Origin of the sequence: Enterococcus sp. AZ170, assembly GCF_050545135.1 — a bacterium.
In the GTDB taxonomy this organism is placed as follows: Bacteria; Bacillota; Bacilli; order Lactobacillales; family Enterococcaceae; genus Enterococcus_L; species Enterococcus_L ureilyticus.
Genome location: NZ_CP172947.1, coordinates 2,023,628 through 2,048,583, shown reverse-complemented (window position 1 = coordinate 2,048,583; position 24,956 = coordinate 2,023,628). Strand labels below are relative to the sequence as shown.

General features: G+C 33.8%; 19 protein-coding genes. 18 read left to right on the top strand and 1 reads right to left on the bottom strand.

What is annotated here, in order from left to right:
- Positions 1-370: 370 nt before the first annotated feature.
- The 18 genes from IGJ55_RS09835 to IGJ55_RS09750 all read left to right on the top strand — a co-directional run bounded on the left by IGJ55_RS09835 (position 371) and on the right by IGJ55_RS09750 (position 24,401).
- Positions 371-2,746 (top strand): AAA family ATPase, encoded by a 2,376-nt coding sequence (locus tag IGJ55_RS09835; RefSeq protein WP_207121325.1) that lies wholly within the window; start codon positions 371-373, stop codon positions 2,744-2,746.
- A complete protein-coding gene (locus IGJ55_RS09830) occupies positions 2,730-4,838 on the top strand; it encodes a UvrD-helicase domain-containing protein (protein ID WP_430606270.1) in 2,109 nt (702 codons plus the stop codon). Before IGJ55_RS09835 ends, IGJ55_RS09830 begins: the two co-directional genes overlap by 17 nt.
- Positions 4,839-5,091: 253 nt before the next feature.
- Entirely contained in the window at positions 5,092-5,931 is an 840-nt protein-coding gene (locus IGJ55_RS09825) for an AAA domain-containing protein (RefSeq protein ID WP_430606269.1), read from the top strand.
- Positions 5,932-6,160: 229 nt separating this feature from the next.
- Positions 6,161-8,314 (top strand): hypothetical protein, encoded by a 2,154-nt coding sequence (locus tag IGJ55_RS09820; protein ID WP_430606268.1) that lies wholly within the window; start codon positions 6,161-6,163, stop codon positions 8,312-8,314.
- 245 nt (positions 8,315-8,559) lie between these two features.
- Complete coding sequence (locus IGJ55_RS09815) at positions 8,560-9,261, top strand: DUF969 domain-containing protein (RefSeq protein WP_430606266.1); 702 nt, start codon at positions 8,560-8,562, stop codon at positions 9,259-9,261.
- Entirely contained in the window at positions 9,258-10,202 is a 945-nt protein-coding gene (locus IGJ55_RS09810; protein ID WP_069639953.1) for a DUF979 domain-containing protein, read from the top strand. The genes IGJ55_RS09815 and IGJ55_RS09810 overlap by 4 nt, the downstream gene beginning before the upstream one ends.
- 147 nt (positions 10,203-10,349) lie before the next feature.
- On the top strand, positions 10,350-10,994 hold the full coding sequence (gene pcp, locus IGJ55_RS09805; RefSeq protein ID WP_069639954.1) for a pyroglutamyl-peptidase I: 645 nt from the start codon (positions 10,350-10,352) through the stop codon (positions 10,992-10,994).
- A gap of 158 nt (positions 10,995-11,152) precedes the next feature.
- On the top strand, positions 11,153-12,325 hold the full coding sequence (locus IGJ55_RS09800; protein WP_069639955.1) for a hypothetical protein: 1,173 nt from the start codon (positions 11,153-11,155) through the stop codon (positions 12,323-12,325).
- Positions 12,322-12,939 (top strand): MptD family putative ECF transporter S component, encoded by a 618-nt coding sequence (locus IGJ55_RS09795; protein WP_069639956.1) that lies wholly within the window; start codon positions 12,322-12,324, stop codon positions 12,937-12,939. Before IGJ55_RS09800 ends, IGJ55_RS09795 begins: the two co-directional genes overlap by 4 nt.
- On the top strand, positions 12,914-13,612 hold the full coding sequence (locus tag IGJ55_RS09790; RefSeq protein ID WP_069639957.1) for an energy-coupling factor transporter transmembrane component T: 699 nt from the start codon (positions 12,914-12,916) through the stop codon (positions 13,610-13,612). Before IGJ55_RS09795 ends, IGJ55_RS09790 begins: the two co-directional genes overlap by 26 nt.
- The gene (locus IGJ55_RS09785; RefSeq protein ID WP_430606262.1) at positions 13,609-15,027 is read left to right on the top strand and encodes an ABC transporter ATP-binding protein; all 1,419 of its coding nucleotides are present in this window, start codon (positions 13,609-13,611) and stop codon (positions 15,025-15,027) included. The genes IGJ55_RS09790 and IGJ55_RS09785 overlap by 4 nt, the downstream gene beginning before the upstream one ends.
- A gap of 20 nt (positions 15,028-15,047) precedes the next feature.
- Positions 15,048-15,383, top strand: a complete 336-nt coding sequence (locus IGJ55_RS09780; protein WP_069639959.1) for an antibiotic biosynthesis monooxygenase — start codon at positions 15,048-15,050, stop codon at positions 15,381-15,383.
- 247 nt (positions 15,384-15,630) lie between these two features.
- On the top strand, positions 15,631-18,261 hold the full coding sequence (locus IGJ55_RS09775) for a glycoside hydrolase family 38 C-terminal domain-containing protein (protein WP_069639960.1): 2,631 nt from the start codon (positions 15,631-15,633) through the stop codon (positions 18,259-18,261).
- Between the two features lie 15 nt (positions 18,262-18,276).
- On the top strand, positions 18,277-19,599 hold the full coding sequence (locus tag IGJ55_RS09770; RefSeq protein WP_069639961.1) for a PTS sugar transporter subunit IIC: 1,323 nt from the start codon (positions 18,277-18,279) through the stop codon (positions 19,597-19,599).
- 291 nt (positions 19,600-19,890) lie between these two features.
- Positions 19,891-20,688, top strand: coding sequence for a MurR/RpiR family transcriptional regulator (locus IGJ55_RS09765; RefSeq protein WP_069639962.1), 798 nt, complete (start codon positions 19,891-19,893; stop codon positions 20,686-20,688).
- Between the two features lie 14 nt (positions 20,689-20,702).
- On the top strand, positions 20,703-21,974 hold the full coding sequence (locus IGJ55_RS09760; RefSeq protein ID WP_069639963.1) for a glycoside hydrolase family 125 protein: 1,272 nt from the start codon (positions 20,703-20,705) through the stop codon (positions 21,972-21,974).
- Positions 21,975-21,985: 11 nt separating this feature from the next.
- Entirely contained in the window at positions 21,986-23,359 is a 1,374-nt protein-coding gene (locus tag IGJ55_RS09755; RefSeq protein ID WP_069639964.1) for a glycoside hydrolase family 1 protein, read from the top strand.
- A 280-nt stretch (positions 23,360-23,639) separates the two neighbouring features.
- Positions 23,640-24,401 carry a class I SAM-dependent methyltransferase gene (locus tag IGJ55_RS09750; RefSeq protein WP_069639965.1) on the top strand — a complete coding sequence of 254 codons (762 nt, stop codon included), beginning with the start codon at positions 23,640-23,642 and terminating at the stop codon, positions 24,399-24,401.
- Positions 24,402-24,458: 57 nt separating this feature from the next.
- Here IGJ55_RS09750 and IGJ55_RS09745 read toward each other — a convergent pair whose 3' ends face one another.
- Positions 24,459-24,893, bottom strand: coding sequence for a universal stress protein (locus tag IGJ55_RS09745; RefSeq protein ID WP_069639966.1), 435 nt, complete (start codon positions 24,891-24,893; stop codon positions 24,459-24,461).
- Positions 24,894-24,956 lie beyond the last annotated feature (63 nt).

The following is a 24,956-nucleotide window of genomic DNA, read 5'->3' as shown; positions in this document are numbered from 1 at the left end:
AATGTTATTAATTGTTTCGTATTCGGAAAAAAGATTGAATCGATACTCGTATGCAGAGAAACTAACCTATTTTGTTGATGTATATTCAAATTAGGATAGTTTGTAAGAGGATTTCTATTTGAATATGGAGACAGGTAGTTTTTTGGATATAATGAGAGTTAACTAAATCTTCAGAAATCTCTAATTAATCATGATTATATAAGGAATAAATTTAAATGGTAATGTCTCTCTGAATTATTATTGTTTAAAAATATCAGCACTAAAATATCTATATATTATAAGCTATGTATACATTAGTTAATACTTAAATATATTAAAGGTAAAAATAGATTGAAAATATTGGGAAAACAAATTATAAGGAGGAAGAAAAATGTACCTAAAAAAGTTATCTGTTAGAAATTATAGGAAATTTGGTGATAAGCTACAAAGAATTGAGTTTGCGCATGAAACTTGGGAGGAAGACACCAAACTGGATACTGTAAAGAAGGATGAGAGTGAAGAGGTTGCAGAAAAATATATTTCTAAAAGCTCTACATTAATGGTTGGTAAAAATAATTCAGGGAAAACAACAGTATTGTCTTTAATGAAATGTTTGAAAGACAAAAAATGTGGCTCATTAGACGTTTTTAAATATACTGATTTTAACTTAAACTATTTACGTAAATGGTATGAGGATAATATCTGGATGAAAGATCAGAAGTATATTAAAGACATCGCAGGTCAAAATTTACCAGTGTTGGAATTTAATCTAGAAATAGGTATTAATGATAAAGATGATGTAATTGGAAAATTTGAAGATATTTTAATCGTAAGGGATATAAAAAAAGAAGCCGATCAACAAAAGGAAGATGTGGCGGATGTAAATATACAAATAAAATATGAAGTTAATAATAAAATTAAGTTCTTGGATTCATTGTCTAAATTAAATAAAAATGTAACAGTAAAATTGTCTCAATTGGACTTATCTATGGAGGAGATTGAAAAAAATTTTCCAACAGATAGTGTCGAAACTTCAATAGCTAAATTAAGAGAGAAAATTAGTAGTAGTGAAAAAATAAAAAGATTTATTGAATTTTTTGAAGAAGAAAATTTTAGAGCTTATTTACAGCATTTTTGTGGTAAATATTATATTCTAAACTTCTATGCAGAGGGCAGTGATGAGCCAGCTAAGGATTTTTCTCTATCTTCGTTGTTAAAAGTAAAAACGATTGATGCAAATACAGTAAAAGATGGTAAGACGTTAACCAATGCATACAATAAAATCGTAACAACTTACATAAAAAATCACGAAACTGAAGATTTAGATAATTTTATGTACCAGTTAAATTATCAAACAAAAAAAACTGTTGATGATAACATTACAAAAATCTTACAAGATGCTGTTACAAGTATAGAATCGGCTAAAAATCTAAAAATGAACTTAAAACCAGATATTAATTTGCCAACAATCTTCAATCACGGGATCATTTACGAATACCAAGAAAACGGAAACTATATTCCAGAAAATCAATTTGGTCTAGGATATACAAATCTAATGGTTATAATCTCTGAGATTGTTGATTATATTGAGTTGTACGGAAAAGAAGATATAAATGGTGCAATCAACATTTTGTGTATTGAAGAGCCTGAATCATTTATGCATCCTCAAATGCAAGAACTCTTTATTAAAAATATTTCTAAGGCAATCGCTAAACTAATAGGAAATAAGGGAAAGAATAAATTAGAGACCTTTCAAATAATTATAACAACCCATTCTTCGGCTATTTTGAATAGTAAAATTCACTCTGGGAATACGCTAAACAATATTGTCTACTTAGGATGTGATAGTAAAAACGAGATTATTGTACAAAATATAAAAGATGAAGAGTTGACCTCAACAGGAAAAATTGATTCTGGAATTTTTGAATATATAAAAAAATATTTAAGGCTAGAAGCCTCGGATATTTTTTTCACAGATGCAATAGTGTTAGTTGAAGGGGTATCTGAGGAAACGTATATAAGATATCTTATTGATAATGATGAAGTTTTAAATAAACATCATCTAAAAGTTTATAGAATTGATGGTGCTTATGCACATCAATTTATAACCTTATTGACTTTATTGAAGATAAAAACAATCATTTTTACTGACTTAGATTTGAAAAGGTCTGAGGAAGAAAAAACAGTGAAATTGAGTAAAGTTGATGAAGAAGATATCATCCCTAAACCAATAACAGATTTAAACAATAGGATTTCCCCTAATTCCTGTATTACTACTAATCAGTCGCTACTAGCATTTATAAAAAAAGAGAAGGCTACTGATGAAACGGAAATAATTAATCGCTTTATCATAGATTGTATCGGTGAAACGGAATCATTGAAAATATCTCGTTGCAATATATCGCTTTTCACTCAAGGAAAGATTAATGGGAACTATGCAACAAGTTTTGAAGAAGCAATAGTATTGACTAATTGTAAGGATAATGATGACCAATTTGAAAATAAGGAGTCGTTAATAAAGCTTTTACAATATGTTCATCCACAAATGAAATACTTTAGAGGTATTGATAGAGAATTCGAGATGGTAGATTATTCTTATATGTATCAAGTTAAATTATCTGATGGAAAATCTAAATTTTCGACAGGATTAGTTTTTCTAAATACAACAGAATCAGAGTTTGAAATGCGAATTCCAAAATATATTGAAATTGGATTACAAGAACTGAAGACGCATTTTTCGGAGGAGACAAATGACTCAATTGATTAGTGAAGAAAACATAAAAAATGAGAGAAAGATACAAAATCAAATAAATGAAAGTATAAAGGATTTTAAATGTTTTTATTTTGATGCGGGTGCTGGTGCCGGAAAAACATATTCATTACAAAAATCTATTGAATATATCTTAGAAAACAGAACAGATGAGTTATTAAGTGTAAAGCAGAAAATATTGTGCATAACATATACCAATGCCGCAAAAAATGAAATTTTGGAAAGAATAGGACAGAACTCACTTGTTGTTGTATCGACTATTCATGAGTTTTTATGGGGTTTTATTGCGCATCAACAGCCATTACTAATTAATGAACATAAAAAAAAGATAGAAGAAGAGTTGGGAAAGATAGATGATACTTTATCCGAGATAAAATTTTATAACGAATGTGATGATCAAGAAAGCTTTAAACAGATAGTTTTAAATCAAGAATTTCTTGATTTGTTTTATCAATATTACAGTGAATCTGCAACAGATTTTAGAGATGCAATAAAGAACACTGGGAAGATTGATGAAAAATTATTGAGTAATGTTTCAAATTTTAAAAAAGTTGTATCAGCGTTAAGAAGTGAGCAAAAACTGGAAGAAGCATTAAGTAACTCTAATAAAAGAAAATGTAAAGTACGTTACAATCCTACTCGTAATAGAGACAATCTTAGTTTATTTATTATTAGTCATGATACGTTATTAGACTATGCTTACTCAATTATCATAAATAACAATATAGTAAAAAGATTATTTTTTGACAAGTATCCTTATGTTCTAATTGATGAATATCAAGATACGGATAGAAAGGTTGTTGAGATCTTTAACAGTATTCTAGATTATTCAAGAGAAAGAGAGACGAACTTTCTGATAGGGTATTTTGGTGACTACATGCAAAATATTTATGATAAAGGAGTTGGCAAATTAGATACTATTGTTGAAGACTTTATACCAATAAAAAAGGTTTTTAATCGTAGATCATCTTCACAGATAGTAGAACTCATTGAAAGAATAAGAAATGACGGATTTGGACAAAAAAGTATCTATAAAAATTTCAAGGACGGTAAAATTCAGTTTTATCATTCGAGTCTTGAATTGGAAAGTCTATCTAGTTTTTTGTCACAAAAAGAAATTGATAAAGATTGTGCAGTTTTACTTTTAAAGAACGATAAAATAGCTAAGGAAAGAGAATTTGAGAATTTATTAAACAAAATTAGAGAGTTTCCAAGATTTAGTGGTGGGAATTACAATAATGTTGGTTCAGAGTTTTTGTCAAATAATCTACAAAATATGGGATGGTTTTTAAGAGAAGTTTTAAACTTTATTGATTTTATAGCAAAGGTGAAAAATGAGGACTCCACTGTAAGGATGGTTACAAATTTTATAGAAGGCTCCACACAGATTACTTACGATGTTTTTATTCAATTTATTAAAAAAGTTAATTCTATTAAATCTACAAAAATTGGTGGCTATATAAATGAATTAGGCAAAATTAGTATTAGTAATAATAAGGAGACTAATACTAATTTTGAGGTAGAATCGATTTTGAAAAATATATTTTCAATTGATTCTACTAACAATTATATAGAACAAATAAAAAAACGAGCATATGATTATTTTTACTTTACTTCAAGCGATACTTTTGAAGATGACGATAGCAATGAATCTGAAAGAGATATGAGTATTATAAATTCCTTCTTTGATTTAGAGCTAAAAGAATTTCTTTGTTGGTATGAATATGTTCAGACTGATAAAAAAGAAACAGGTATAAACTACTATACATTGCACGGATCAAAAGGTCTGGAATTTGATAATGTAGTTATTGTTCTTGAAAATACTTTTGCAAATAAGAAAGATTATATTCAATTTTTCTTTGAAAATTATGGTAATTTAAATTTCACGGAGGAAGAGAGCCTTAGATTTAATAGCGTTAGAAATCTGCTATATGTTGCTTGCTCAAGAGCGCGGAAAAAACTGTATATTATATATATTTCAGAAGATTTACAACAAAATGAAAGACAAAATATAAGTGTGATTTTTGAAGAAATAAAAAGCCTTGATCCTGATATTTTAGACATAGCCTATGATAGTCCTGAAAGTTAAAGGGATGGAATCTCTGAGGATGTGGAGTAGCATCATGTAATCCTACATTCTTATCTATATGATGCTTTTTATTCATATTAGTGAATTAGATATTTATTTTTAAGGTGTTAATCATTTAGAAATTTATTTTTTTAGATGATTTTTAACGGAAATAAACAAGCTCTTTAGTATTAAAACAGTTGAATTTAATTGGTAGTAAGGTTCTTTAGTATAATATATAAACTAAAAAAAATTGAAACTAGGACGGTATGCAATGTTTTCGATATTCATGAATGGACAGGACAAAACGAACCAAATAACAGATTGGAGACTTTGGAGTAAAGAAAATCAAATGATGGTGACTGTAGGTTTTCCATCAGGTAAGTTATTTACAAAACCGTTAGTCTTTTGCAAGATTACACCACAAAAAGAAATACAAGCAGGTCTTTTATCTAGAGAAGAAAACGTTTATCAACAAATAGATAAATCCACTGAATATGGGAATAAGTATGTTGTTGTAAACTATCCAAATGATCAAAAAAAGTATGTCATGAAGTCGGGAAATGTAAGAATTATTGCGAGTTCTGGTTTGAAAAATGAGAATATATTTTCTTATTTTACTGAAATTGCAAAAGAACGTGTTCGTCATGCTAGTCCAACAAATAAACCTATGGCCGAAAATATAGAGAGGCAATTGAAAAAAATTACTCTTTATAAAGGAACAGCTTTACACTCTTATTGCTATGGTAAAAATGAAGCTAGAGATTCTTTAGAGTATTTTATTTTTCCATTTGGGTTGAATGAGAGCCAATTAGAAGCTGTTGAAAATGCCTTTTCCTCTCAAATTAGTATTATTGAAGGTCCTCCTGTCACGGGAAAAACACAAACTATTTCAAATATCATTGCAAATATTTTAGTGAATAAAAAATCTGTTGCAATTGTTTCAAATAATAATCCGGCAGTTGAAAATGTGTATGAAAAAATGGCTAAAAAAGAACTAGATTACCTTGTTGCAAAATTAGGGAGTTCAACTAATAAGACAGGATTTTTTTCAGGAGTGAAGGAAGTTCCACTTTATAATTTTGAGTCTGCTGTAGTGACCCCAAAAAGTTAGACTTTTTATAGAGTGGATTTTTCTACTCTATTTTTTATGCAGTTTTTTGATCGAACTGTCGAAACTCTACTGGACTTTTCCAGTTGAGTTTTTCTTTGATTCGTGTTTTTTTATCTGGAAAAATGTTGAATTAACCTTGATCTCAAGGATTTCTAGTATTGTTATTCCATTCTTTCTTTGTCATAATGGTAGATAAGCTAAATAGAAGCAGGTTCTGGAGAAAGAGAAGGTGCGTTGGGTTATGAATTGTTGGGAAATATTGGGGTTGGAACCAACTTCAGATAAAAAAAAGATAAAGCGGGCCTATGCTGCAAAACTAAAAACAATAAATGTAGAAGATGAGGCGATTGCGTTTCAAAAGCTAAAAGAAGCCTTTGATTCGGCTATTTTTCTAGCAGGAACGATTATTGAAAGTGGTCGACCTATCGAAAAAACAACAACTATAGCCGCAATTGAAGCAGCAGATGAAGAGCCACCGAACGATATAGAACAAAAAGTCGAGCTAAAGACAAGTAAGTTAGAACATGAAAAGACACAACAGACTGTTCAAAATAATGAAGAAATAACATTCGAACAAGACTCGTTTGAGCGCAAGGAAAATAATCAAAGCATAACGAAACCAGAGATAATCACTCAAAGCCAAACGAACAACGTTGAACACTTTGATCATAAATTAGCAGCACTTTATGACGAAATGGCGTTCTTTTCTGAAGTAGAAAAATGGACGTTGCTATTTTCAGATGATCTGGAGTGGTCAATTGATGAACATGGTGACATTTCAGATATAATGAAGGGATTTTTACTGGCAAATTATCGTGTATTATCCAAGCAAGTTATTGAGTATATTGGTGAATTTTTTGATTTTGATTCGTTGATCAAAGATTATAAATCTGGCGATTATTTTTGTTATACATGGGCAGCGATCAAGCAGGTTCCATCTTTTTCATTTGACATCTATCAGAATATTCAATTAGAACAGCGGATTGCCTATTTTACGGATCGATATGAACTTTTTCACCTTTTCGACAATGGTCTTCCAGATCAAGCTCTTTGGCAAGAGCGTTTGAATTCATGTCACGCTGTGACGACAAAAGATCAAGATGTCATCAATTTGCAAATTGCGCATCTTTTGATGAATGATTTTAGACTAGAACAGGAACATACGGTCAGCTCATTGAATGAATTATTTGCTGAAGTCCTTGCCTTGAATGAGACGAATACGAGTGGTTTTTTTAGAACCTATTATGAATGGGTCAAAAATGAAGGATCTGCCAACGCTGTCTTGATTTATGATAAAAGCGAAGTAACCATTCCAACGACAACGATTGATTTATTAACGGGCTATGTTTATTTTCGCTTAAAACGTCATTCTCGTGTAAAAGAATGCTGGGCAGAATTAGCCAAAAAAGACCCAGCATTATTTCAATCAAAAGAATTGGCTATGTTACAAGTGATGGAACCGACCCAAGGTCCTCTCAAAAGAGAAAAGGGTGTGGGCAGAAATATATGGGCTGTTTGTTTGATCCTCTTTGCACTGTTTAAAATTGGCAATAGTTTGTTTCGACTTGAAGAACGGAATTCTTATACCACTCCTTCTGATATTCAATCCTTTGTCAGTGGAGAAAGTGAATCCAAAGCTAGCTATTTTATAGATGAAGTATCAGATTTAAAAGAAAGTGAGAATTTGTATGATCAATTTCTTTATTACTTTTTTATCAATCGAGAAGATACGGATCGTGATACGTTTGTAGAAGAACATTTGGTTGGAAAAGCCAAGGAACAAGCTAAGCAAATGGTAGTTTCAGAGTTACCCAAAATAACGATCGAATCCAAATATGATTTCTATTCTTCACCAGATAACGTTTCAGAATATGGCTTTGTCACAGCATTGAATTTACTAGATGAAGAGGAACCGTTCATCATTCTTCAAGAAACAAATGATGAAAAAATCGAAAATGTTTATGGAGAGGGTTGGGAATTATTACCACAAGATAAATTCGAGGAATTGTGGGCGGATATTCAAGTTCGGCCAATAATGTCGCAAAAGTTTTTTGTTGTTTATTATTTGTTATCTGATGAACGTGATCAAAATTTAAAAGATCATTCAGAATATGTTACAGATAATGTCAAACAATTGTTGGAGAAAAATAGTGAAATCCCTAAAGCAGATGAGTTCGAAGGGGGGACTTGGCAGATCAGCCAAGATGATGAGGACAAACTATACACAATCATCAATGATGAAAAACACGACCATCGTTATATTCTCTCCTATGACACCTATGGACGCTTGGAACATATTTATGGAGAAAACTGGGAAAAATTAGATGCGAATAAAACCAAGCTGATTTACGATAAAGCCGAAGAAGAAGTGGGGGTTTACTGATAGAGCATTGAGGAAGAGATAATAAACTTTTTTAATTGAATATAGATTGAAAGAAAGTTACATCTGAACATCTCTTGATTTCAGAGTAACTTTTTTATTTCATTATTATGGTAAAAATTAAAAAATAATCAAAAAATGTGTATAATAAAGAGGTCATTCTTTGTATGGGAATCAGATTGAGTTGATAACTCTGATACCTTTCAAAAAATGAACCAAACTATCAAATGAAGAAAGAAGTGTGACGAGTGGAAAATAGTCTTAGTTTATTAGGAGTACTAATTGTCATAGTTGGCTTTACTATGAAACTAGACTCAATTTTGATTGTAATGATTGCTTTAGTTGTTACTGCTTTGGTGGGCGGCATTGGTTTGGAAGGGATGCTAGATATTCTAGGTACAAGTTTTGTAAGTAACAGAGGAATGGCTATTTTTATTATTATTATGTTAGCAACAGGAACCTTAGAAAGAAACGGCTTAAAAGAATCAGCAGCTTCTTTGATCAGACGATTCAAAAAAGTTTCAGCTGGATTGATCATTGATATTTATGGCGTTTTTCGAATGATTTTTGCCGCTTTCAACGTTAGTTTTGGTGGAGTGGCAGGATTTGTTCGACCAATTATCTTACCAATGTCGCTGGGAGCAGTTGAATCTCAAAATTTAGAATTAAATAAAGAGTATGAAGAAGAGTTAAAAGGAATGGCCTCAGCAATGGAAAATATTTGCTGGTTCTTTGGTCAAGTATTATTTATCGGTGGTTCTGGAGGACTGTTGGTTCAATCAACTTTAAAAGAATTAGGGTATGAAGTCAGCTTAGTGCAACTCGCAGCTGTTGAAATTCCTGTAGCCTTAGTAGCATTAGTTACGGCAAGCATTTATTTCTATACCAAGGATCGTCGCTTGATGAAAAAATATTATGGTACTACCAAACAAAAAGGAGGGCTATCATGAATTATTTTATGAACTCAGATATTTTGCTTGGTGAGAAGTTATTAGAAGTTTTATATATTTTAATGGGCTTAATTTTGATATACACAGGCGTGAAGAATTTAGTAGATAAAAGTAATCCTCATCGTTATGGAACAGGTTATTTTTGGTGTGCTTTGGGGATCGTAATTGGTGGTGGACGTTTTATCCCATCTTTGATCAGCGGTATCCTAATTTTTTCAATGACGATTCCAGCTATTTTGAAAAAAGTTAGTAAGGGGCAAAGTAAACTACCTTCTAAAGAATATATGCAGCAAATGTCTGATAAGTTGGGAATGAAAATCTTTATTCCAGCTTTAAGTATTGGGGTTTTTGCCATTATATTTGCATTGTTTACAAAACTTGGCGCACTTGTTGGTGTGGGCGTGGGTGTTTTAGTAGCAATTATGATCCTGATGCTTTATTCTAAAAACAATAAACCTACTACATTTTTGGATGATGCAGCAGATATGCTTGGCACAGTTGGGCCATTAAGTATGTTACCGATGCTACTGGCATCACTCGGGGCGGTGTTTACTAGTGCTGGGGTAGGTACAGTGATTTCATCTGCGGTGGGTACGATTGTACCGCAAGGAAATGTCACTGTTGGGATTATCATCTACGCTTTTGGCATGATGTTGTTTACGATTATTATGGGAAACGCATTTGCTGCAATTACAGTGATGACGGTTGGCATCGGTGCACCATTTGTCTTAGCCTATGGAGCAAATCCAGCATTGATTGGTATGCTAGCTTTGACATGTGGCTATTGCGGCACATTATTGACACCAATGGCTGCAAACTTTAATATCGTACCAGTAGCAATGTTAGAAATGAAGGATAAATATGGTGTAATTAAAAATCAATGGTTTATCGCATTATTTATGTTTGTTTTTCAAGTTATTTATATGATCTTATTTAAATAATAAGTCAAACAACTCTTCACAGGCTAGCTTCTCGGAAAAAAGATAAAAATAGAATGTGACAAAAAAAGCGTCACTTTAGATTTTTCCTATTTTTCAGTCGAAGCAAAACGAGCCTGTTAAGCTTTTAAATTTTAGGAGGTTTTTATTATGAAAGTATTAGTAACGGGTTTTGATCCTTTTGGCGGGGATTCTGTCAATCCAGCGTATGAGGCGGTAAAAATGATTCCTGATGAAGTCGCAGGAGCAAAAATAATCAAATTAGAGATTCCCACGGTTTTTAAAGAGAGTGGAGAAGTATTGGAAGTTGCAATCAAAGAACATCAACCTGATATCGTTATTTGTGTTGGGCAAGCTGGCGGGCGCAGTGCTGTTTCCTTTGAACGAGTAGCCATCAATTTAGCTGAAGCAAGAATTCCTGACAATAAAGGAAATCAACCAATTGGAGCAAAACTTGAAGAGGATGGTCAAACTGCTTACTTTACGACTTTACCAATCAAAGCGATGATGAAGAATGTTCAAAATCACGGGTTGCCTGCCTACATTTCATATACAGCTGGTACTTTCGTTTGCAATGATATCATGTATCGTTTATTGTATATGATCGACAAAGAATTCCCAAAAATCAAAGGTGGTTTTATCCATGTGCCGTTTGAACCGACTCAAGTCATCGATCGACCGGTTGGAACACCTTCAATGCCAATTCAAACAATTGCCGATTCATTGCTCTATGCAATTGAAGCAGCAGTAATAACGAAAGAAGATATTGAAGAGAATACTGGAACAACACATTAGAGACATTGCTGATCAAACATGGAAGAACAAAACACTTGTTTTGTTCTTCCTTTTTCATTATGAAACGTAAGAATGTATAAATGATTATATTTCAATGATAATGATTCTCATTATCATTTTGTTGTGCTATACTAACGAAATAGGAAAGGAGTGATTCAATGAAAGAAATAAATCTGGCAACATTTTCACTTAAATATGATAAACAAGCAACAGAGCGTTGTTCGGTGAAGCTTGATGAGCACACCTACATTGAGGATAAACAGCTACCAAGTTATTTATTTGGTGAATCAACATTGTCGTTTTTTGATTTTTATCAAGCAGATTGCTCAGGTTTTGTAGAAAGCGATTATACGTTGTCTGAAAAATTTCAGCAAATTATCAGTAGATTTCCGCATACAAATCAACAAAAAATACTTTTGACTGATGACAATAGCTATAGCATTAAAAATATACCAGTTTATATCACGGTTACTGACTATATCTTAGCCAGTAGTTCTCCTGAAGCTTATCCAGAGTTCAAAGAAAAGCTAGAAACGATTCACTCGTTAAAACCTGTGAATGACGATGAACAAACATTTGTCAGCAGCTATAAAAGAAAACGGCTATTTCTAGATGGTACCTATGGGGCAAGAGAGTTACTTGAAAATAGTCAGGAAAAAAATGGCAAAGCTATTCAAAGTCAACTTGAATACGTGAATGAAATGTATTATTTTTCTCATTATAGTTATGCTGCAATGGTTCAATTTTTACCAGAATATGAGATAACAACTTATGATCAGTTTCATGAAGCTTATGGTAAATATATATATAGTGTTACAATAACTAAAAATGGTAAGACTGTCCCACTTTTATGGCCTGATTATTTGTACCACAAACCAGAAAATCATTTAGAATTTGGTCTTTTAGCGAATTCAAATCAACTAAGGTATCAACTGTTTGACAAGTGGGAAAAAGAGGAAGAAGTGAGCCTCGACATCCTAGCGGAGGGCTTTGAAGATGTTCATTTTAGGACTCGTTTAAAGCAACCCATGCGATTCTCGCCACACCTATCTAAATCTGACTATATACTTGGCGAGACGATTTCTCTATCGATCGACAATGGCTTGGTGAAAGAATTAGAACAGCAAACTGCTCGTTTTGAATTAGTCAAATCAAAGAAAATTTCTGAAAATGGCTATTCTTTAGACTTTGAGTTACTTGAAGAGGAACTTTTACTATCTGGTGCGCAGTTTGAAAAAGCGGGACGTTATCAGTTAAAAATTATTAGTGAAACATATGGACAGCTATTATTTTTATTCACATTAAAACAAGAAGGGTCAATACAAAAATGAAAAAGTTAAAAATTCAAGATTTTATTTCAGTTGGCATTTATACAGCAATTTATTTTTTAGTCGTAACAATTGCAATGGTTATTTTACGTTTTACGATTCCCGCATTTAATTCAGTGTTAATCCCAAGTGCCACTGCTCTTTTTGCTGGAATCGTGTATCTATTAGTGCTCCATCGAATTCCTCGTTTTGGGGCAATTACAATCATGGGTAGTGTAATGGGGCTGTTCTTCTTAGTTTCCGGTCACTTTCCGTTATCTTTTTTGCCCAATATAGTGTGTGCGGTAGCAGCTGATTGGATTCAATATCGTACAAAATTATCGGAAAAAATCCGAACGCTACTTAGTTATACGGTTTTTAGTTTTGGTTTAATGGGGCCAGTTTTACCCTTATGGTTCATGAAAAATGCATATGTTGATTCACTGGTAGCACGTGGTAAAGATACTGTTTATATCGATAAAGTTTTTGCGCCGATCACAACAACGACCTTTTATGTGTGTGTTGTCTCTGTAATTCTGTGTAGTATTGTAGGGCTATTGATTGGCCAAAAAATTTATGAAAAGCACTTTGATAAAACTAAAGGAAAAAATTATGGAAAAAACATACGTAACGTTTGATCCCAGAAGTAAATTATGTACGATTTTGTTTGCCAGTTTTTTGTTGATGTTCCCATTGCCTTTTAAAGCCGAGATCTTATTTGTGTCACTGTTATATAGCCTATTTATTTTAAATGGCAGCCTAAAAAAAGGAACAATTTTTTATAGTATTTTTTGGTTGCTCGTTTTAGGCGACTATTTACTTTTCCCCTATATCGACAACTCTTTTGCCGCTTTTTTTGACTTCTTGTTTGTTGGCAATCGACGGATGCTGCCCACCATTATGGCAGCCGCTTTTGCAATGAATCGAACAAGAATCAGTGAGTGGATCGCCGCTTTGAAGAAATGTCACATACCGTTTAGTTTAATTATTCCATTAACCGTGTTGTTCCGTTTTTTTCCCACTCTTTTTCAAGATTTTAAAAGTATTCGTAATGCTATGAAATATAGGGGGATTGCAGTTTCTACTGTGGATTTGTTTCTTCATCCATTTCAAACGATGGAGTATATCATTGTTCCAATTTTAATGTCTGCTGAAAATACTTCACTAGACTTATCCTCTGCCGCTTTAGTAAGAGGCTTAGCTAATCCGACGACTCATACAAGTATTTATGAGATTCGTTTGAAAATACAAGATTACGTTTTGATCGGCATTTTAGTGTTATCTGGAATTATTGGGAGGTTGATTGAATGATTGACTTGCATAATGTGGGGTTCGCTTATGAGGACCAAGCTAAGATCATCCAACAAGTGGATTTAGAGGTCAAAGCGGGTGAATTTATTGTATTATGTGGTAAAAGCGGTTGTGGTAAATCGACGTTATTAAGGATTTTAAACGGCTTGATACCTGAATTGTATGCTGGTGATCTAACGGGAACAGGAACTGTCTTAGAGCAAGATCTATTGACGAAAGAATTCAACGCATATGTTCGAGAAATCGGCGTGGTGTTCCAAAATCCTAAGACCCAATTTTTTACGAGTGATGTGTATTCTGAACTGGCTTTTGCTATGGAAAATTATGGTGTTCCTCAAAATGAAATGATTGCACGAATCAAGGAAATAACTCGTTTGTTTTCATTAAAGGAATTTTTAGAGCGAAGTATGTTTCATTTGTCTGGTGGAGAAAAACAATTGATCGCTTTTGCATCAGCTAGCATGTTGAAGCATCGGCTATTTTTATTGGATGAACCTTCAAGCAATTTAGATGAAGCAACAATTGATCGCTTGAAAACCTACTTACAAGTATTAAAAGAGCAAGGAATGACGATCATTGTTTCTGAACATCGGCTGTATTATTTAACCGAGCTTGCAGACCGATATTTAGTGATGGATAAAGGTGAAATCATCAAAAGTTATTCTAGACAAGAAATGGACAGAAAATCCCCAGCTGATATCCGGGCAATGGGATTAAGATCCCTTGAGAAGACGTATTTCACAAAGTGTATGGTAGAAACAAAAGAGATTGGGGAAGTTGTGTTAACCTGCGAAGGTCTTGATTTTCATTACCGCAAGCAAGCTTCTGTGTTGAACATTCCTTCACTAAGATTGACAAGTGGTTCTATTACAGGAATTATTGGTCATAATGGAGCAGGAAAATCGACATTTTCTAAGATTTTATCAGGATTGGTCAAGGTAAAACAGGGAATGATCCAGTTGAATGGCTCTGTAATGTCAGCCAAAGAGTTGATCAAGGAAAGTTTTGTTGTGATGCAAGATGTCAATTTACAGTTGTTTTTTGAAACAGTAGAAAAAGAAATTCGTTTAAATGCCAAAAATATACATGACGTTGATAAAGTTGTGAAAATGCTTAACCTAGAATCTCTTTTGACGAGACATCCCCAAACACTATCGGGAGGTGAGAAGCAGCGTGTAGCAATTGCTAGTGCTGTTTTATCTGGTAAAAAGTTACTTATTTTTGATGAACCGACCAGTGGGTTGGATTTATTGCATATGGAAGAAGTCAGCAATACAATTCGTTGGCTGCTTCAGGCAAATATTTTAGTATTGGTAATCACCCATGATAAAGAATTTCTGAATCAAACCTGTCAACGAGTTCTTCATTTTGATCAAGGACAAATTATTGAAGACTACTTTATTGAAACACACTAAAAAGAAATGGAGGAACAACTATGTATATAGTCACAAATACGATCCAAACAGAAACAGCTCATTCTCAAAGAATTATTCAACAGTTTACAGCCGCTCATACAAAGGAAAGCATGGAGGCAGTCAATGGATTCTTAAATTTTCAATTAATGCACCGTACATTGCCTCATGATCCAGAAATAACCGAGCTTGTTGTTTTAAGCCGTTGGAGCTCAAAAGAGCATCAAAAAAATTGGGTACAAAGCCAGTCGTTTAAAAATATGCATCAAAGAAAGGAACCAAAACAGGATGTAGCTGAAGAAAAGAAACGTTCTGGGATTATTTCAAGTACGATCGCTGAATACGAAGTATTGACATAGTTTAATCAAGAAGAAGATTTCTGTCTAGCATAATAGATAGGAATCTTCTTCTTATTTAGTATGACAAACAAAAGAAAATAAAGTGGAAAAAGGAAGTTGCCAAAAAGAAAATCGGCGTATTTTTTTGGTAATATTTTCATGATATTTCTAGATTCAAGAAAATACTTGAAAATATTACCGAAATCGTTTTCTTTTCAAACAATCCAGAGTATATTTAATGAGAAGTGAGATGAAAGGAGAAAAGATGATGAAGAAGGTACACATCGTCGCTCACACCCATTGGGATCGTGAGTGGTATTTTAGTGATAATGAAGCATTTATTCAATTTTCTTACCATATGGATGAGGTGATTTACGCATTAGAAAATAAGGAACTCGACTACTATTATTTGGATGGGCAATTAAGTATTCTAGATGACTATCTAAAAGTATATCCAAATCAAGAAGCAACACTTAAAAAATTAGTGGAAGTAAACAAACTATTTATTGGACCTTGGTATACGCAGATGGATGAATTTGTAGTAGCCGGTGAATCAGTTGTAAAAAATTTGCAAATCGGCATTGAAATGTCAAAACGTTTGGGTGGCCATACTTCATTAGGGTATTTACCAGATTCATTTGGTCAAGGGAAAGATATGCCTAAAATTTATAATGGTTTTGGCATTGAAGATGCTGTATTTTGGCGGGGGATGCCAAACGAAGTTACAAAAAGTCGAGAATTCTATTGGACAGCCGAAGATGGTTCAAAAGTATTGACGATCAATATTCGCAATGGCTACTATGCAGGAGTAGCACTTGTTGAAGGTGAGCTGTACCAGAAAAAAGAGATCCTTGATATTGTCTCACAAGATAGCGCAACAGATGTAGTGACATTACCAGTGGGTGGAGATCAGCGAGCGGTCGATCGAAACCTAAAAGAGATTATTCAAGAAGTGAACGAGCAATTTGGAAAAGAATATACCATTGAAGAAAGCAATTATCCTCATATTTTTAATTTATTAAGAAAACAAACCAAAAATTTACCGACTGTTCAAGGTGAATTTATGAGTGGTAGCGTTTCAAAAATTCACCGCTCTATTTATTCATCAAGATATGACTTGAAACAGTTAAATGATAAGGTCGAAAACCGTTTGATTTTTCAGTTAGAACCATTGATGCTGATGGCGGATGATTTAGGGATTCCGTTTAAACGAGAATTGCTGGATTACATTTGGAAACTATTATTAAAAAATCATGCTCACGATAGTATTGGCGGTTGTAATACGGACAAAACAAACGAAATGATTTTAGCTAGATACAAAGAAGCAGATCAGCTGTCATACTCAACAGTTGACTATCTCGTACGGAAAATTTCTGAATCAATAGCTGAAATTAAACCAAATGATTTGATTCTCTTTAATACTTTGCCATATAAAAGATGCGATCCTTATATAGTTGAAGTGAGTACAAAATTGAAACATATCAAATTATTTGATGACAATCATCAAGAATTAGAGCATCAAATTTTATCATCAGAAAAAGTTTATGCAGGTGAAGTCAGACGTTTAGAACGTGACTATGATGAAGCAAAATACTACTATATCCATAAAATTAGTTTCATAAAGGAAACAGATCCATTAGCATACACAATCGTTACAATAGAAGAGCAAGCTGAACTGGTTCATAATAAAATGATAACCAATGAGCGAGCGGTTGTCGAAAATGAAGCGTACAAACTTTCTTTTTCAGACGGACAGTTCTGTATTTTAGATAAAAGACAAGAAAAAACATATGAAAATTGCCTGTATGTGGAAGAATCTGGTGATGAAGGGGATACTTATGATTATTCACCAGCCTACCATGATAAAGTTCATCATTTAAACTTTGATACGAGTAACGTTGTTGTTCAGACAGGGCCATTTCTTTCAACTATGACTTTAAAAGGTAGCTGGTCCTTGCCGAAAGATTTACAATCTAGAAAAGAAGAGCAATTAAACGCTAAAGTCAACTATACCTTTGTTGTGACCTTAAGTAAAGAATCAAAACGTATTGATATGAAATTGAAAATCGATAATCAAGTGTTGGACCACCGGATGCGTTTAGTTGTGAAAACACCAGTAAAAAGTCAAGTCAGTTATGCGGATACGTTATTTGGAATCGTAGAAAGAAAGAATCAAGACCCACATATCCATGATTGGAAAAAGCTTGGTTGGAAAGAAGAACCAACAGAAATCTATCCAATGATTCACTATTCAACTATTCATGATGCAACGACTAGTTGGACGATTTTAAGTAGAGGAATCAAAGAATATCAAGTAATTGATAGTGATTTATATATTACTTTATTCAGAGGTGTAGGATTCTTAGGCAGACCCGAATTGTTAAGGAGGCCAGGAGATGCTTCTGGGAATCAATACCGCTATATTCCAACGCCTGACAGTCAGCTGTTAGGTGAGTTAGAGATGGATATATCACTAATTATTAGTGAAGTGTTTGACCCAGTGATGGTGCAAAAAGAATATCAGTTGTATTCAAACGAAAGTCCGTATTATCAAATCCAAACATTGAATCGTTTTACCAATCCGATTCAATATTTCCAGAGTAATAAAGTAGACCAATTAAATGGATTGAACACGCTTATTGATTTAAGTGACTCAAATTTGGTATATAGTGCATTAGAATTGAGTAGAGATCAAAAATGGGTCCAGATTCGTTTGTATAATCCATCGCTAGCGTCGAGTGTTGAAAACGAAAAAATAATGTTGAAAAATAAATCCAACATCCATTTTGTTGATTTAAATGGTAATACAATTGAAACATTAGGAAAGCTGCATGAAATTCAATTAGGGAAATTTAAACCAGGTGAAATTAAAACAGTTGCAATAGAAAGAACGCAGTAGAAAGGTCGAATTAAGATGAAAATAAATATCGAAAAGATTCAAGATCCATTATTAAAAATTGCAAATAAAGTAGATAATAACAGCGTTTTACAAGCAATTAAGAATGCATTTATTAGCAGTATTCCCTTTACTGTAGTTGGCTCATTTTCGAATTTGATCAAAATGCAGATTGATGCATTCTTTGGGGAAACGGCAATCGGTCAAACAGCTTCTGCAATATTCGGCAATGTTTATCTAGGAACACTGGGAATCGTCGCGTTATTGATTGTATTTTCTACTGCATATAATTATGCAAAAGAGTTGATGAAAAAACATCCTGAGGCCAATATCAACCCGCTATTAGCAACGTTACTTGCCTTTGCAGCCTACTTTGTTATGGTACCAAATAATGTGAACTTTGCAGATGATTCCGCTGAAATCGTTCAAGGTTATGCAAATAATTTCTTTAGTTATGAAGGAATGTTTACAGCTTTGATCGTCGGATTGCTAGCAGTTTTCTTATATTCAGTACTGGCAAAACACAAAATTGCCATCAAACTACCCGGAAATGTACCACCAAACGTGTTTGATTCCTTTTTTGCCTTAATTCCAATTTCGATAGTTTTATTGGTTTGTTCTATTTTGAAAGTTTTGATTGAAGCCTTTGATTTTAATTCCTTCATGGACATGGTTAGTCAATTATTTGTGCAACCATTGACCTCAGTTGGAACAGGCTTGCCCGCAATTATTGTAGTTATTTTATTAGAGCAAATCTTGTGGTTCTTAGGACTTCATGGCTTTAATATTGTGTGGGGCGTTGTGTCAGCATTATGGTTGCCGATCTTCTTAGAAAACGTGGCAAAATTTGCTGAAACAAAAAGTTTTGCGGACATTTCTGTTGCCCCGAACACAATGACAAATGTTTACGCAATGATTGGTGGATCAGGTGCAACATTTGGGTTGATTTTAGCCATTTTGATTTTCACACCAAAAACCTATAGTGGTCGTGAAGTAGCCAAACTTTCATTTATTCCTGGATTATTCGGAATCAATGAGCCAATTATTTTTGGCTTTCCAATCGTACTAAATCCATTGATGTTTATACCATTTGTATTTGTACCAGTATTTAATGCAATTGTCGCATATATTGTAACCAAAATTGGTTGGGTCGTTCCGTTGGTCGTTCTAAATTCTGGAAATGAGCCGATATTTATCAGTACTTGGATTTTAGGTGCGTTCCATCTTAGTCCTGTAATTTTAACAGCCGTGTTAGTTGTACTGGATATTTTCATCTATGCACCATTTGTACGGATGAATATGAAATTTGATGAAAGCCAATTACTTAACGCGCAAAATTAGTTCTAGGTTTTGATCAAAAGGTGGAAACAAAAGCAGTTCCATCGGAAATAAGCTGAAATTATTGTGAAATAAAATGGGATACGAACGGATGCAGAATAGTATCTACTTGGTCATAGGAATTTGAAGAGCAATCAGTAGGAACCATTCTACATCAAAGCTAAAAATCCTACTTTTCTTGTCATTTTTGTTCTTTTCTGTTGATTTCTCGAAGTTAAATACTTTTGACCCAACCGTATTTTCAATCCAAATATCTCTTATTTTGTTTCCAGATTGTGAAAGGAGGGCTTGATTATGGAAAGTTATATTGAACTGATCATTCAAGCAAACGAAAAGAAATTTACGGATGTTGAGCGGGTGATTGCGCACTATTTTCTTGATGGAAATAAGGAGCTGGGTATCCAAGAGCTTGCCCAAAAATTGAGTGTTTCCAATTCTTCGATTACTCGCTTTTGTAAAAAAATTGGTTTAGCGAATTATAAAGAACTGATTTATTTGTATAAATATTCTAGTAAAGGAACTAAGAAGCAAACGGATTCAAGCATCAACTATGTAAATTTAAATTATTCTTTGCTTCTCAATGACATTATCGAGAAACTAGATAAGGAACAAGTGAAAAAAGCTGCGCTGATGATTGACAAAGGGCGAATCATTCATTACTGGGGCACGGGCTATAATGCTTTTTGTGGTGAAGATTTTCAGTTTAAATTTTCTCGTTTAGGTAAAATTGTTAATGTGATCAAAGACGAGCATTCAATTGCAATGATGGCTCACGGCGTTCAATCAGGAGACCTTGTGATCATGTCCTCAATTTCTGGTGACAATGAAACGATTTTGGAGGCAATCAGAGTTGTTTCTGAAAAAAATGCCAAAGTAATCGTTATTACAGCGAATGAAAAAAGTCCGTATAAAAAGCTTTCTGAGGCATTTTGCTTAACTAGTTCCATGGGGAAAAAAGATATGGGCGGGATTTCTCCACAAATTCCAGTGTTAACAGTAATCGATATTTTATATACTGAGATATTAGCGATGTATCATGAAGATACAATCAAATCTTGGATAAAATCAGAAGTGATTTTAAAAGGAAAATAAAGAGGAGCCTATTTATGACGGTCAGTTATTCAAAAAAAATAATTAAAAATTTAAAAAAACAAGTCGCTGAGAAAGTTGACAATCCCAGATGGAGTGAAGTGTTCGCAAATTGTTTTGATAATACATTAGAGACAACTGTTAAAACAACCGCAGATGATACATTTGTGATTACCGGAGACATTCCTGCTATGTGGTTAAGAGACTCGTCCGCACAGATCAAACCGTATCTCGCTATAGCCACTGAAGATGAACAGGTCAAACAATTGATTAGAGGATTAATTAACCGCCAAATCAAGTGTATTTTGATAGATCCTTATGCGAATGCTTTTAATGAATCGGAAAACGGGCATTGTTATCATCACGATAGCACCGAAATGAACGGCTGGATTTGGGAACGAAAATACGAAGTAGATTCCTTGTGTTATCCTATTGAGCTTGCTTATTTATTATGGAAAAAGACGGGGGAAACAACCCATTTCACTAAAAACTTTAAACAAGCGGCTGAAACAATCATCAATGTTTTTAAAATAGAGCAGAATCATGAAAATTCAAGCTATCGCTTTGAACGATTCGGTGAAAGACCAGAAGATACTCTGTCTAATAATGGATTAGGCGAACCTTGTGGTTATACTGGTATGACGTGGTCTGGCTTTCGTCCTAGTGATGATAGTTGTACCTACCATTATCTTATCCCAGCCAATATGTTTGCGGTAGTTATCTTAGATTATCTGGCAGAGATTCTTGAGACAATGTATAATGATGTTATTTTAGCTGAAAAGGCTAGACAATTAAAAAACGAAATTGAGCAGGGGATTATAGAATGGGGAGTTGTTGAATATCAAGGGAAAAAAGTTTATGCTTATGAGGTTGACGGTTTGGGTAATTATCTTTTAATGGATGATGCCAATGTCCCTAGTTTGTTAGCCGCACCATATTTAGGCTATTGTTCGATGGAGGACGAAGTTTATCTAAATACACGAGACTTGATTTTATCCGATACAAATCCCTACTACTTTGAAGGAAATAAGTTAAAGGGAATCGGAAGTGAGCATACGCCAAAAAATTATGTTTGGCCGATTGCTTTATGTATTCAAGGGCTGACAACTGAAGATCAAACGGAAAAAGTCGAGCTTTTAAATACCTTAGTTCAAACTGATGCAGGTACGAATCATATGCACGAAGGGATCAATGTGAATGATCCTGCTCAATATACACGTGAATGGTTTTCTTGGGCAAATATGATGTTTTGTACGTTACTTTTAGATTATTTAAAAATAACCAACTAGGAGAAGAGAGAATGAAAACATTTCCTAAAGATTTTTTGTGGGGCGCAGCTATATCCGCTCCACAATCAGAAGGCCATGGTTCTTTAAACGGAAAATCACCCTCAACTTGGGATAAGTGGTATGAAATGAATCCAGAAAAATTCTCGAAAAATCAAGGGCCTGAACATACCTCAAATATGTATGAAACCTATTGTGAGGATGCCAAACGAATGAACGCTATTCACCTAAATTCTTTCAGAACGTCAATTGCTTGGACGCGATTATTGCCGGATGGTAAAACAGTGAATTCAGAAGCTGTTGCGTTTTACCGGAGCTATTTTAATGAGTTGCGTTCAAATGGTGTTAAACCAATCATTAACTTATTTCATTTTGACATGCCTTGGTGGTTAATGAAAAAAGGGGGCTGGGAAGCGCGAGAATCAGTTGAAGCGTTTGCCTTTTATGCCAACACTTGCTTTGAATTATTTGGTGATTTAGTCGAACTGTGGACGACCTTTAATGAGCCGATGGTTCATGTTGAATGTGGCTATTTATATGGCTATCATTATCCAGCTATACATGATTTGAAAAAGGCCATTCAAGTAGGTTTTCATACGTTGATGGCGCATACTTTAGCGGTCAAATCATTTAAAGAAGGCAAATACTCTGGCCAAATTGGTATTATATTAAATGTTTCCCCCTGCTACCCAAAAAGTCAGAGCAAAGAAGATTTAGAAGCAGCTCAACTGGCTGATTTATTAAACACAAAAAGCTTTTTAGACCCAACAGTCTTAGGAACAATTCCTGAAAATTTGATTGAACTTTTAGCAGCGAATGAGTTACTGCCAAAAGTAGAAACAAACGATTTAAACACGATCAAAAAAAATACTGTTGATTTTATTGGCATGAATTATTATCAACCTCGTCGGGTTCAAGCACCTACAAAAATCAATCAGCCTGCTCTTTCCCCGGCTGATTTTTATGAGCATTACGATTGGTCAGGTAAAAAAATCAACCCCTATCGCGGGTGGGAAATTTATCCTGAGGCTTTATATGATGTGGCACTGATGATTAAAAATGAATATAAAAATATTGCCTGGTATGTTTCTGAAAATGGCATGGGTGTGGCAGATGAAGAGCGATTCATGGACCAAACAGGAATGATTCAAGATGATTACCGAATTGAATTTATGCAAGAACATTTAGCGCAACTGCATAAAGGGATTGAAGCAGGAAGTAATTGTTTTGGTTATCATTCATGGACATTTATTGATTGTTGGTCTTGGCTGAACGGATATAAAAATCGTTATGGTTTTTACCGATTAGACTTGGAAAATGACCAACGTACTCTAAAACAGAGTGGACATTGGTTTAAAGAAGTGGTTGATCGAAATGGCCTAATTTGATAAAGTGCTTGTATGTACATTAACTGGCATTATCTTTGGTATAGATGGAATTTAAGTGAATCACTTTTGCTTGATTATAAGTTTAGGACGGATTAAGTCTTGTGAAAAAATGATAGGAGTTGAGTGAAATGCAACGAAAAGTGATGCAACGAAGTAACAACTCGATACAGTTAGAGGGCTGATAGAAACTGTATAGAGTAAGATGATTGCTATCAGGACAACCTTTATAACTGTATCCAACTTACAATGAAGAATTAGACAGTGTAAGGGAGAGTTAGTTATGAACAATGAAGACTTAAAAAAATATTGGCAAACGATTGAGCAATTGCCATTTAATGGCTGGGATTTTTCTTATATGTGCAATCGTTGGCGTCAAGATGAATTACCTTGGAGTTATTCAAGGCTTGTTCGTGAACACTTATCTAAGGAAATGGACTTATTAGATATGGGAACTGGTGGGGGAGAATTACTGCTGACATTTGAGCATCCGTATCATCAAACTACCGTAACCGAAGGCTGGCGGCCCAACTATCGTTTATTAAAAGAAACATTACAACCATTAGGCGCAAAAGTCGTATTTGTAGCGGAAGATGATCAATTGAAATTTCCAAAGGATTCTTTTGATATTGTCTTAAATAGTCATGAATCTTATGATTTGACTGAAGTGAGCAGAGTATTGAGGCCGGGCGGGTTATTTATTACACAGCAAGTTGGCGATCAAAATGGACGTGCCCTTTCACAAAAGCTATTCAACAATGTTCAACGACAACGGATTGACTGGTCTTTAGAAACAGCGAAAAAAGCGCTGCTAAAAGAAAATTTTGATATTTTGTTTGCTGCGGAATCTTTTCTAGCACAACATTTCCTAGATATGGAGGGACTCATTTACTATATCAAAAGAATTCCATGGGAATACCCAAATTTTTCTGTAGAAACTCATTTTGAAGCGTTACTCGATAGACAAAAAGAATTATGTGAAAAAGGGTTCATTTCTAATCAGCAGCATCGGTTTATTTTAATTGGAAAATTAATGGATTTGTAGAAAAAAAAGCGTGTGGTTCACCGAATACGAGTGGACCACATGCTTTTAAAGCATTGATTATTTTACAACGAGTACATTACAAGGAGCGAACTGTACAACATAACTTGTTGTCGTGCCAAGCTGGCTTGATTGGATCATCCCTTTACCAGTTGCACCTACAACGATTAAATCAATTGCCTGATTCGTAGGTACAGTGGTAGCAATCATTTCTTTAGGATTGCCGATTTCGACTATTGGAATGACCTCATCTAGACCTTGTTCAGTGGCATAATAAATGTTTTTTAGTAACTCTTTTTCAATAGCTTCTTTTTCTTGTGCAAGTACTTTTGAATAAGCATAAGAACTATGACTGATTGCATTTTCGTCAACAACAGATAATAAATATAAGGTAGCATTTTTTTCTTTAGCAATAGCAACACCATGTTGCAACGCTAACTCAGCATTTTTAGATCCATCAACAGCAACTAAAATAGTAGAATAGTTATTGATCATTTTAATCAGCACCTTTCTTTATCTACCTTTATTATAACATGTTCCCTAGTAGAGGTTAAACAA